The sequence below is a fragment of the Chitinophaga sp. ARDCPP14 genome (assembly GCF_051362515.1).
Taxonomy (GTDB): domain Bacteria; phylum Bacteroidota; class Bacteroidia; order Chitinophagales; family Chitinophagaceae; genus Chitinophaga.
In genome coordinates this window covers 500,791-513,747 of the sequence record NZ_JBKIXB010000005.1, presented here as the reverse complement: position 1 = coordinate 513,747, position 12,957 = coordinate 500,791, and the positions used below count along the sequence as shown (strand labels likewise).

General features: G+C 45.0%; 9 protein-coding genes. All 9 read left to right on the top strand.

What is annotated here, in order from left to right; translation table 11 throughout:
• Positions 1-44: 44 nt before the first annotated feature.
• Complete coding sequence (locus ACLHR0_RS16980) at positions 45-800, top strand: (Fe-S)-binding protein (RefSeq protein WP_429049561.1); 756 nt, start codon at positions 45-47, stop codon at positions 798-800.
• Positions 781-2,157: a lactate utilization protein B gene (locus ACLHR0_RS16975; RefSeq protein ID WP_436488136.1), complete on the top strand. Its 1,377-nt coding sequence runs from the start codon at positions 781-783 to the stop codon at positions 2,155-2,157. The genes ACLHR0_RS16980 and ACLHR0_RS16975 overlap by 20 nt, the downstream gene beginning before the upstream one ends.
• Entirely contained in the window at positions 2,154-2,726 is a 573-nt protein-coding gene (locus ACLHR0_RS16970) for a LutC/YkgG family protein (RefSeq protein WP_436488134.1), read from the top strand. The genes ACLHR0_RS16975 and ACLHR0_RS16970 overlap by 4 nt, the downstream gene beginning before the upstream one ends.
• Before the next feature lie 982 nt (positions 2,727-3,708).
• On the top strand, positions 3,709-5,496 hold the full coding sequence (locus ACLHR0_RS16965) for a polysaccharide biosynthesis protein (RefSeq protein ID WP_370907431.1): 1,788 nt from the start codon (positions 3,709-3,711) through the stop codon (positions 5,494-5,496).
• A gap of 133 nt (positions 5,497-5,629) precedes the next feature.
• Positions 5,630-6,388, top strand: a complete 759-nt coding sequence (locus ACLHR0_RS16960; protein ID WP_370907430.1) for a polysaccharide biosynthesis/export family protein — start codon at positions 5,630-5,632, stop codon at positions 6,386-6,388.
• Positions 6,389-6,391: 3 nt separating this feature from the next.
• Positions 6,392-8,794, top strand: coding sequence for a GumC family protein (locus tag ACLHR0_RS16955; RefSeq protein WP_436488131.1), 2,403 nt, complete (start codon positions 6,392-6,394; stop codon positions 8,792-8,794).
• A 33-nt stretch (positions 8,795-8,827) separates the two neighbouring features.
• On the top strand, positions 8,828-10,135 hold the full coding sequence (locus tag ACLHR0_RS16950; protein ID WP_429049552.1) for a nucleotide sugar dehydrogenase: 1,308 nt from the start codon (positions 8,828-8,830) through the stop codon (positions 10,133-10,135).
• A 104-nt stretch (positions 10,136-10,239) separates the two neighbouring features.
• Positions 10,240-11,277: an SDR family oxidoreductase gene (locus ACLHR0_RS16945; protein ID WP_429049550.1), complete on the top strand. Its 1,038-nt coding sequence runs from the start codon at positions 10,240-10,242 to the stop codon at positions 11,275-11,277.
• A gap of 147 nt (positions 11,278-11,424) precedes the next feature.
• Positions 11,425-12,939 carry a lipopolysaccharide biosynthesis protein gene (locus ACLHR0_RS16940; RefSeq protein ID WP_429049547.1) on the top strand — a complete coding sequence of 505 codons (1,515 nt, stop codon included), beginning with the start codon at positions 11,425-11,427 and terminating at the stop codon, positions 12,937-12,939.
• Positions 12,940-12,957: the final 18 nt, after the last annotated feature.

The window sequence follows — 12,957 nt, the reverse complement described above, 5'->3', positions numbered from 1 at the left end:
GCTAAATTTGCAGGTCAGCAATGATCATTTAAATTACTTCACCCGTGAAAGTAGGATTATTTATACCATGTTATATTGACCAGTTCTACCCGCAGGTAGGTATTGCCACCCTGCAACTGCTGCAGAAGCTGGGTTGTGAAGTGGAATACCCGCAGGGGCAAACCTGCTGTGGCCAGCCAATGGCCAACTCAGGATACGAACATCTTACACACCAGTGCAATAGCCTGTTCATAAAAAATTTTGCTGACTACGACTACATTGTAGGCCCCTCCGGCAGTTGTGTGTTACATATCAAAGATCATCTGCACGATCCGGCAGCAGAAACAGCTGCTACACATATCCGTGAACGGATCTACGAACTCACCGAATTCCTGACGGATGTACTCAAAGTGGAAAACCTGCCGGCACGTTTCCCCTGTAAGGTAGGACTGCACCAGAGCTGCCACGGGCAGCGCGGCCTCGCCCTTGCCCAGATGAGTGAACTGGTGGCGGCGCCTTTCTCCAAACCGGAAAAGCTGCTGCGTATGGTGGAAGGAGTGGAGCTGGTACCGCTCGACAGGCAGGATGAGTGCTGCGGCTTTGGCGGCACTTTCTGTGTGACCGAAGAAGCAGTATCCGTAAAAATGGGTAAAGATCGTGTAGCCGATCACGTTAAACATGGCGCAGAGGTGATCACCGGAACGGATGTGAGTTGCCTCATGCACATGGAAGGTATCTTACGCCGGCAGCATGCAGGCGTAAAAGTGATGCATATTGCAGAAATTCTCAATCAGAATATCCATGAACAGGCAAACAGCTGATCACGCCACGCTGGCAGATAAGTTCAACGAGAATGAGCCGCGGGTCGACTGGCACGACCAAACCCTCTGGTGGGTACGCGCCAAAAGGGATAAGATGGCCTGGACCATCCCCGAATGGGAACAGCTGCGGGAAGCCGCTTCCCGCATTAAGCTGAACGCCCTGGGCAACCTGCATGATTATCTCGTACAGTTTGAACAACAGGCCATACAAAATGGCGCCACCGTTCACTGGGCCGCGGATGCAGCAGAGCATAACCGGATCGTGACAGACATATTAAAGAAACATGGGGTACACCACCTCGTGAAAAGTAAGTCCATGCTCACGGAAGAATGCCACCTGAATCCCCATCTCATCGCCAATGGCATCGATGTTATTGATACCGATCTGGGCGAACGGATTGTGCAACTCGCCAAAGAGCCGCCCAGTCATATTGTACTGCCCTGTATCCATAAAAAGAAAGAAGAGATAGGAGAGCTGTTCCACGAACACCTGGGAACGCCCGCCGGGAATGCCGACCCGCAGTTTCTCACCGCTGCCGCCAGGCAACACCTGCGCAGGGAGTTCCTGCAGGCCAAAGCGGCTATCACCGGTGTGAACTTCGCGGTAGCGGAAACCGGTGAAATGGTGGTGTGCACCAACGAAGGCAACGCCGATATGGGCGCACACCTGGCCGATGTGCATATTGCCTGTATGGGCATCGAAAAAATAATCCCGCAACGTAAGCACCTGGGCGTATTCCTGCGTTTACTGGCGCGCAGCGCCACCGGGCAGCCCATTACCACCTATTCCAGTCATTTCAGAAAGCCCCGGCCTGGCCAGGAGCTGCATATTGTACTGGTGGATAATGGCCGTTCCAGGCAGTTGGGCAGGGAAGACTTCCGCAATTCATTGAAATGTATCCGCTGTGGCGCCTGCATGAATACCTGCCCCGTATATCGCCGCAGTGGCGGGCATAGTTATCATACCGCTGTAGCAGGGCCTATTGGCGCTATCCTGGCGCCTAACCTGGATATGAAGGATTATGCCGACCTGCCCTTTGCATCAACGCTGTGCGGCTCCTGCTCTAATGTATGCCCCGTGAAAATAGATATTCATCAGCAATTGTATAAGTGGCGGCAGGTATTGGTAAAAGAGGGGTATACTACGGCCGCAAAAACAGCCAGTATGAAGGCTATGAGCGGTGTATTATCCACTCCCCGTGTTTACCGGACAGCGGGCAAAATGGGACGATGGGTAATGCGTGCATTCCCCGGTATGGTGAATAACCGTTTAAACCCCTGGTATAAACAAAGGGAGATGCCTGCGCCGCCGGCGCAATCATTCTCCCAGTGGTATGAAAAAAATAAAAAGTCATGAGCAGCAGGGACCAGATATTAGCCGCCGTTAAGCAAAATCAGCCGGAGGCATCCGTATTACCTTCCCTGGAAGGGTTATCCGGCAATATGCCCGGTACGCTGGAAGCTTACCGCAAAGTACTGGAAGGATTAGGCGGCAGTTTGTTTGAGATAAAAGATGAAAGTGAGATACCGGCATTACTGGCGGAGCATTATCCGCATCTGCAACGTATTATCATGGTAGGCAGTGAACAACGTGCATGGATACACGAAGATCCGCATTTGCTGGAGGATGTGGATATGGCGGTTGTGCCCGGTCAGTGGGGGGTAGCGGAGAATGGCGCCATATGGCTTACAGAGGCGGAAATACCGGTAAGGGTGCTGCCGTTTATATGTCAGCACCTGGCAATTGTACTGCCTGCGGATAAGCTACTTCCTACTATGCATGAAGCTTATGAAAAGATAGGCGCTCCGCAAACGGGTTTCGGGGTATTTATTGCGGGTCCTTCCAAAACCGCTGATATCGAGCAATCGCTGGTACTGGGCGCGCATGGAGCGAAAAGCCTGGTCGTATTTATTACAACAGCATAATATCTTTTACGTATACACAAGTACGTTACACTTTGTGGAAACGGCCTCACCAGTAACCGGTGAGGCCGTTTCTGTAGTGAAATCTTCTGGATGGGAATGCTAAAATTATCTACAGAATATTTTCGTTATTTTTCAATAATTGAAGCAGTATAATAAATACTTCACTAACTTTAGGCCGGGAAATTAAATAGATCCCCCGAAGTTGGTATGGTGTTTGTTCAATTGCGTGCGTTGCAAGAATCGATAGCGCAGTGATTTTTTAACCATAGTATTTATAGCCATATTTTTTAGTAGCTGCGTTAACCAGAAAAAAAGAAAGACCATGTTTCATCTACTTAACACTTTAGAGCGGCATCAGAACACGTCGTTACAGCAAAAGATCCAGGTGCATCACCACCAATGTAGCATCACGGGAGAAATCTCTTTAATAGTATGCAAAATGGACAGCATGATTGGCTGATCCGCATTTTTCGTTTAACCGACGGAGTTATTTGCCGTTATGTGCCAACTGATCAGTGTTTGAGCAAATAATCCATAGGAAAAAATGGTTGTCATAACCGCTTTGTTAGAGTGGTCGGGGAATGCGTGTGTTGTTGATCTTTCAGAAGAGTAGCAGCTGGAAATTTTTTTCAACAGTTTACTTTTTCATAACAGAACTTTTCACTTTTAGTACTTATCTTGCGCTAACTTTGAAAACCGAAAGAAAGATCGTAATCGTTTAATTCTCCGTCCTGTATTTTAACTAAGCGCCTCTATGAAAACCTTGAAACTTGCGCGACCTTAGTTGAACAGGCGAGCTTATATTTAATAACCATATCTTATTATTGAACCTATGGTGCGTAATTCATCATGGATTACCCCGTCGTGGCTAATCTTGCTATTAGACCTGGGGTGCTCTGTCATCGCAATCAATTTAGCATTTCTTCTCAGGCTGAACTTTGATGCTGAGTTATATGCAGCATTTCCTCTGGGAAAAATCGGAATGCTTGTTTTAGGTGTAAACCTTTTCCTCTCCTTATTTTTGCGTACTTATCGCGGTATTGTAAGATTTACAAGCCTCACGGATATTGGCCGCATAGCAGGATTGAATATTGTGAGTTGCCTCATCCTTTTCACCATTGGCTATAGTCATGTGATGGATCAGCAACAGAACCTCTTTCCCATTTCAGTAATCCTGATTAATTTCTTTATCAGCTCCTTCTGTTTATTATCTTATCGCCTGCTGGTAAAGTGGACGTTTAAGTACTACAACAATTTCAGGAGCCAAAGCCGGACGCGCGCCGCTATTTATTATACCGGGCATACCAGTCTTATGCTGCGCAAAGCCATCAGCGACAACCCTGAATCGGATGTGAGGATAACGGCGTTTCTGGCCGATACCAATGCCCATGCTGGCAAATCAATTGAAGGGCTGCCAGTGTATGCTTCCCGTAAGGGACAACTCTTTAAGATGGTAAAAGAGGGCAAAATTTCGTTGTTGCTCATTCCTGATGATCACCTGGATGCAGCGCATCTGAATGAACTCGTAGAAGAATGTATTGCATTGAACATAAGAGTGCAAAAAATTATTCCCGTGAGTCAGTGGACAGAAGGTTCTAACAATAACAGTATTCAATTGAAAGACATCAACATTGAAGATCTGCTTGATAGATCTGTTATCAGCATCAAAAATCAACAGCTCAGCAAAGAGCTGAAAGGTAAAAGCATTTTGGTAACGGGGGCTGCCGGTTCTATTGGCAGTGAGATAGTAAGACAACTGGTGAGTTATGAACCCTCTGTGATTGTGTTGTGCGATAAGGCGGAATCCCCGCTCCATGAGCTGGAGCTGGAAATGTCAGAAAAAGCAGTGAGCGTACCCATCATCCCATTCATCGGAGATGTATGTGATAAGGTGCGTATGCAACAACTGTTTGAAATTTACGCTCCTTCCATTGTGTATCACGCAGCAGCATATAAACATGTTCCAATGATGGAAAAAAATCCATCCGTGGCAGTGATGAACAATGTACTGGGAACAAAAATTGTGGCGGAGTTATCAGTAGAGTATGGTGCAGAGAAATTTGTAATGGTATCTACCGATAAGGCGGTGAACCCTACTAATGTAATGGGAGCTTCCAAAAGAATTGCGGAAATCTTCTCCCAATCCTTTAATAATCACCTGAACGAAAAATACCAGAAACTGGGCCCGGTGTACGGCACGCCACCAACACGTTTTATCACTACGCGTTTTGGTAATGTACTTGGTTCCAATGGATCTGTAATTCCACGATTTAAACAACAACTGGAAAAAGGCGGGCCGCTGACGGTTACGCATCCCGATATCACCCGGTATTTCATGACCATACCAGAGGCATGTCAACTGGTGCTGGAAGCGGGAGCAATGGGACAAGGCGGGGAAATATTTGTATTTGATATGGGCAAGCCCATGAAGATTGCAGAACTGGCCCGGAAAATGATCTGTATGACAGGTAAGGAGCCCGGAAAGGATATCCAGATCGTATACACCGGCTTACGTCCCGGGGAAAAACTCTACGAGGAACTATTGAACAATGCAGAAAATACATTGCCTACTTACCACGAAAAGATCATGATCGCCAAAGTAAGGGCATCTGATTTTACAGAGGTAAATGAGCAGATCAATCAGTTGATAGCTACAGCCAAAGAGCACTACCTGACGCCCACTGTTGCAAGGATGAAGGCGCTGGTACCAGAGTTCATCAGTAAAAACTCTGCTTACGAAGAATTAGATAAGGGAAAAATAACTACCTGATTCATCAGGGAATAATACCAAAACATATTTTTAATTAGTCTGTCTTAAAATGAGTATAATCTATCAGGGTAAACATTCAGCCCGACGTGTTCCAGCTCTGGCTGTATTGTTATTGAGTGTATTTAGCTTTTGTGTGAGTTCCTGTTCCGGACCTAAAAATATTACCTACTTCAGGGATGTTCCGGATTCTGTAAAGCGACAACTGGTAGATATGGCGGCTTATTCCATGCCCCTCATCCAGACAGATGATATTTTGCAGGTAACTATTCAAACACTGGACCCGGCTGCCTCCACATTGCTTAACCAGCAGAACACCGCACAGTGGCCGGTGGTAGGAACCGGAAGCGCTGCAGGGCTTTCCAATGCAGGTCCGGGAGTAAGCGGATATGTAGTAGATAAGGATGGATATATTACGTTGCCACTGGTAGGCAGGATCCTGGCAAAGGATAAAACAACAGACAGTGTAAGGAATGAAATAACAGGTAAAGTAAGCACCTACTATAAAGATCCGGTAGTAAATGTACGCTTCGCAAATTTTAAAGTAACCGTACTGGGGGAAGTAGCCAGGCCATCGTCCTATGTAATGCCCAATGAAAAGGTAACGATCATGGATGCAATAGGTATAGCCGGCGATCTGACCATTTATGGCAAGAGGGAAAATGTGTTGCTGATCAGGGAAACCAACGGGAAGAAAGAGTTTATACGTTTTAATCTCAATGACAGTAAGCTATTTACTTCTCCCTACCTGTTTCTGCACCAGGGAGATATTGTATATGTGGAACCAAACAAGGCTAAATCAGCCTCCACAGATATGGCACAGGTAAAACGTATTTCAATTTTAGCATCTGTACTTTCCTTGTTGATAGTAATTGCGACCAGGGTTAATTTTTAGAAAATGAGAGAAACATTTTATACTAACGGGAACGGGAAAATGCCTCCCAATGGGTTTATGCCTTCAGAGGAGCCAAAGGAAAACGGTTTCGAACTGAGGCAAATTGTGGATTGGGTGTGGCACTATTGGTACTGGTTTCTCATCAGTACCCTGGTTTGTGTGTTCGGCGCCTACCTGTACCTGAGATATGCCACACCAACTTATAAAATAAGTGCGAAGATTCTCGTAAGAGACGATCAGAAGGGGCCCAGCATCCCGGGAGGAGAAATCCTGGAGCAACTGGAAATATTTGACAGCAAAAGTAATGTGGATAATGAAGCTGAAATCCTCAAATCCCGCAGCCTGATGGAACGGGTGGTAAAGGATATGCAGCTGAATGTTGAATATTATGTGGAAGGAAGGGTAAAGAAAAGCGAACAATTCAATAATGTTCCCTTTGCATTTCATTGGATCACACTCCGGGATACGCTTAACAAAGAAGTAAATTATTCGCTGATCCCAGAATCTGAAACCGCTTTCCGGATCACAAGGGAAGATGGCCAGGCAAGGAAACTGAAATGGAACGATACTTTACATACCCGGGAAGGAATCTTACAGGTAACAAGAATGGCGTCTGTACCGCTGAATGAAGATGCATACCTGGTTAAAATCCGTTCGGTAGACAAAACAGTGGCCGATTACCAGAAGGTATTAAATGTGAGTGTGGCCAATAAGCAGGTAAGTACAGTAGATCTCAGTATTACCAGCTCCGTTCCCGGTAAAGGAGAAAAGATCCTGGATAAACTGATTGACGTATACCTGCACAACAGCGTGGAAGACAAAAACAGGATAGTAGACAGTACGATTGCTTTTGTGGATAACCGCCTGTCGGTGGTAAGCCGCGAACTAAGCGGGGTGGAGAAAGATATCCAGGAATTTAAACAAACGAATGAACTGGCAGATCTGACGGAACAATCCAAATTATTATTCTCCAATACCAATGATTTTGCCAAGCAACTGATAGATCAGCAGGTACGCCTGAATATAATAGAATCCCTGAACCAGTATGTGCAGGACGACAAGAACAATAAACGTATTGTACCTTCTGCCCTGGTAATGGAAGATCCTACTTTTGCCTCACTGGTAGAAAAATATAACAACCTGCAGCTGGAAAGGGAGCGGATGTTGCTGTCGAGTACCGAATCAAACCCGATGATCCGTAATATAGATCAGCAATTAAGCGGATTGCGGACAGATCTGAGCAGCAACCTGTCGTCCTTTAAACGTAATGTGGAGGTAAGTATCCGGGAGCTGAAGAGGAACGCAGATGCCGCCAACCAGCAGATCCGCCAGGTGCCGGCAAAGGAAAGAGTATTCCTGGATTACTCCAGGCAACAGGCGCTGAAGCAGGAACTGTACCTGTTTCTGCTGAAGAAACGCGAGGAATCGGCTATTTCAAAGGCATCCAACCTGGCCATTGCCCAGGTAGTAGACCCCGCAAAGAGCGACGCCCTGCCGTTTTCACCGAAAAAGCTCCTTATATTTGCGCTGGGTTTAATATTAGGCGCCGGTCTTCCTGCCTTGATATTATACCTGAAAGAAATGCTCAGCAGGCGTATCCGCTCCAGGGGAGATATTACCAATAATACACCGGTGCCTATCTTATCAGAGATCGGACACAGTGATAAACACGAAGCTGTGATCAGTAACAATACAAGAACCCCGCTGGCAGAACAGTTCCGGGCGTTACGCACTAACCTGCAGTTTGTATTGTCCGGCGCCAACGACAAAGTGATCCTGCTTACCTCCAGTATGAGTGGCGAAGGCAAGTCCTTTGTTGCCACCAACCTGGCAACTATGCTGGCCCTCTCCGGCAAAAAAGTGGTCCTGATGGAAATGGATCTGAGAAAACCCAAAATATCCACCATGCTGGGACTCAGTAACCAGGCAGGATTCAGCACTTATGCTATCGGAAAATCACTGATGGATGTTATTATCCAGCCATCAGGGTTACATGAAGGCCTTTATGTTATACCTTCCGGCCCGATTCCCCCAAATCCCGCAGAATTAATGCTGCTGGATAAAACAGAATCGCTTTTCAGGGAGCTGAAAGAAAACTTTGACTATATTGTTGTTGATACCGCCCCGATAGGTATGGTAACTGATGCCCAGTTGCTGGCCAAATGGGCAGATGCCACCCTCTACCTGGTCCGGCAGGGCTATACTTTCAAAGATCAGCTCCAGATCAGCAGGGAATTATATCTTCATAGAAAAATGCCTAAACTTAATCTCATTATCAATGACGTTAAAAGCGGCAGCACCTATGGTTATGGCTATGGATACGGGTATGGCTATGGCTACGGATATGAGGAAGAAAACAAAAAAGGCATCTTTAAAAGAATAGGAAAATCTATTTCACGAAGCTAATAAACAAGGACATAAACAGTAATTAAATTGGATATGAACAATAATGCTCCATCCGTAAAGGATGCCAGGATAGCCCTAATAGGACTAGGTTACGTAGGATTACCGCTGGCGGTTGAATTTTCAAAGAAGTACAAAACTATAGGCTTCGATATCAACAGCAGCCGGGTAAAGGAACTCAACGAAGGAACAGACAGAACACTGGAAGTTACCTCAGCAGATCTGAAAAATGTACTTACTGCAGACAACAATGCTCCGGCCGGACTTTACTGTTCCAGTACCCTGGAGGATATCCGCAGCTGCAATTATTATATCATTACAGTACCCACCCCGGTAGATAAATATAACAGACCGGATCTCACCCCCTTGTATAAAGCAAGTGAAACTGTGGGTAAGGTGCTGAAGAAAGGAGATATCGTAGTGTATGAGTCCACCGTATATCCAGGGGTAACGGAAGATGAATGTGTTCCGGTGCTGGAAAAGGTATCCGGACTTAAATTCAACGTTGACTTTTTTGCAGGATACTCACCTGAACGTATCAATCCCGGAGATAAAGAACATACGGTTGCTAAAATAAAGAAAGTTACTTCAGGCTCAACCCCTGAAATAGCAGATAAGGTAGACCAGCTATATAACTCCGTTATCACTGCCGGTACGCATAAAGCTACCTGTATTAAAGTAGCGGAAGCAGCCAAGGTAATCGAAAATGCACAGCGCGATATCAACATCGCATTTGTAAATGAACTTGCAAAAATATTTAACCGTTTAGGCATCGATACCGACGATGTACTGAAAGCTGCCGGTACCAAATGGAACTTCCTGAACTTCAAGCCCGGATTGGTAGGCGGCCACTGTATCGGTGTGGATCCTTACTATCTGGCGCAAAAGGCACAGGAAGTAGGTTACCATCCGGAAATTATCCTGGCTGGCCGTCGCCTGAACGACGGAATGGGAGAATATGTGGCGCATGAAGTGGTAAAACTGATGGTAAAGAAAGACATCGCTGTCAGAAATTCCAACATCCTTGTACTCGGTATTACCTTCAAGGAAAACTGCCCGGATGTTCGCAACACAAAAGTGGTTGATATCCTGCATACACTTAAAGGCTACGATACCAATATCACCATTTACGATCCGTGGGCAAACCCGGCAGAAGTGGCACATGAATACGGATGGGAGTCTGTTACAGAACTGAAAAATTTACAACAATTTGATGCGGTGATCCTTGCTGTATCCCACGACGATTTCAAAACACTGGATCTGGGTAAGCTCTGTAAGGAAAATAAAGTGATCTATGATGTGAAAGGGGTATTGAATGTAAACAGCATTGATGCCAGATTGTAATAACCGTCAATGGCGGTTCGGCAATTGCCTGCCGCCATTGTACATACATTGTATTCATCAGGCAGGAATTTTATCATTAAAGCAGAAAAGATAGTATTTACGAGATGATCAGTAATAGTAAAATATTAGTAACAGGGGGAGCAGGCTTTATCGGGTCCAATCTGATTGACCAGCTACTGGCGCAGAACAACACCGTGATCTGTTTGGACAACTTTGCTACCGGGAAAAAGACTAACCTGGAACCTGCACAGCAACAGCCCGGTTTTACACTCCTGGAGGGCGATATCCGCGATTATGAAACCTGCGTAAAAGCAGCGGAAGGTTGTGAATTCGTTTTTCACCAGGCAGCCCTGGGCTCTGTACCCCGTTCTATCATTGATCCCATGACTACCACAGACGTAAATATCGGTGGTTTTGTAAAAGTGCTCCATGCAGCAAAGGAAGCGGGTGTTAAACGGGTGGTATATGCCGCCAGTTCCTCTACTTATGGTGATCATCCTGATTTACCAAAAGTGGAACATAAAATTGGAAATGCACTGTCGCCCTATGCCATCACAAAATATGTAGATGAGTTATTTGCAAAAAATTTCTCCGATATCTATGGTATTGAAACAATAGGTTTGCGGTACTTCAATGTATTCGGCAGAAGACAAGACCCCAACGGGGCCTATGCCGCAGTGATACCCAAGTTTGTTTCGTCCCTGATCAACGGGGAGCAGATCGTTATCAATGGCGATGGTTCCTATTCAAGGGATTTTACTTACATAGATAACGTGATACAGGCGAACCTGCTGGCGGCCGCTAAACCATCTGCGGCATTGAAACAGGATCTGGCACGGTATTACGAAGGGATAGGCGAATCATATACCGCTGGTAAAGCAATATCAGAAGTGTTTAATGTAGCATTTGGCGAAAGAACCACTTTACTGGAGCTGGCACAGATTTTAAAAGATAACCTGTCTGCTTTTGACCCGGCTATCAGCCAGGCGGAGTTTAAACACGGAGGTAACAGGAACGGGGATATTCCTCATTCGCTGGCTTCTATAAACAAGGCAGGAACAGTTCTTGGATACCGTCCGGAATTTTCTGTGCGCGATGGACTGAAACTGGCTTGTAACTGGTACTGGGACAGCCGTCAGTAAGAAGAAGTATAATATTATTGTATAACCATATTTTTGAGTAATAGGAGAACCAGGAAGATTATCAGTTTTTGCGCTTCCTGATTCATTCTGTTGATACCATGTCTTTATTGAAACCATCACCGCCACTTCTCCCGGAGTGTGCCGGTGATGCGGTACACCAACAGAAATCCTTTCCATATTTTAAGTAAAAACTACGTACCGTATTCTTTTTTAATGACAGCACTTAGATATAAAGTACTTACAGGTACTTTTTGGTCAATGTTCGGACAAGTTGCTTACGTAGGAGTGATGTTGATTACCAACATCATTATGTCCAGGATATTATCCCCTTATGAATTCGGGCAGGTGGGTATTGTGATGTTCTTTATCGTGATCGCAAATGTGCTCACGGAAAGCGGATTAAGCGGCGCGCTGGTAAGAAAAAGTGATGCCAGTGAAACAGATTTTTCAACGGTATTCATCTTTAATCTTGTTGTAAGCATAGCGCTTTGCTTATTGCTGATCCTGTTTGCAGGAACCATTGCTGCTTTTTATAAAGATCCGTCATTGAAACGCATATTAATGGTACTGAGCACTGTACTGGTTATTAATGCGTTTCAAATGGTACAGAACGCAAAACTGGTTAAAGAGCTTTCCTTCAAAAGGAAATCAGTTTTCAATTTTGTTGCCATTGCACTGGCTTCGGTCATAGGTATTATTGCAGCATGGAAAGGGGCCGGTGTATGGGCTATGGTGTTAATCCAGATCCTTTCTTCCCTCTTCCTGACCATACTGTTATGGTACTATGAAGGACCGGTACGCAAATGGATTTTTAGCAGGGCGTCGTTTAAGGATTTATATGCTTATGGCGTAAATACCACGCTGGCATCTATTCTCAACACTGCCTTTGATAATATTTACCAGATAATAATAGGAAAGTATTTTTCAATTATGCAGGTCGGATTATATTACCAGGCAAAAAAATTACAGGATGTTCCCGGTAACGTGTTAAACTTAACCATACAGGGAGCCCTGTTTTCTTCTTTATCACAATTACAAAATGATAAGGAACAGTTTTCCCGTGCCTATAATAAAATTATTCTGTTGTTTACCGTGCTCATGGGATTAATAACATCAGTTACCTTCCTTTTTTCAAAGGAAATAATTGTATTCCTGTTTGGCGCTAAATGGTCAGACTCTACTTATTTCATCCAGATGCTGACACTGGGCTCCTTCTTTTTTCTCCAGGAAACCATGAACCGGAATATTTTCAAGGTATTTAACAGAACCAGGACCATACTGCATCTTGAACTTGTTAAAAAGGCGATACTCTGCGTCAGCCTTGTGATAGGAGTATTTTACAGGGACCTGCATATCATGCTCGTGGGTTTTGTTATTACATCAGCTATCAGTTACCTGATCAACTTCTACTATTCCCGTAAAATACTTGGAAGTGTTTCCGCGTATGAGCTGATAGTAGTGGCAAAGATCATTGTGATAGCTGCTTTTAATACACTCGCCTGGGGCCTGCTGTTTAACTACATAAATCTGAAAGGACCGCTGTTGTTGCTTTTAACACCGGTGTTTGCGGCTACTTACTTTGTGCTGCTCCGTGTTTTCAGGGTGTCCGATATTGTAAAGGAGGGTAAACAGGTATTGACGATATACAAAACAAAAAAATAACAGCAATGGCTATAGGTA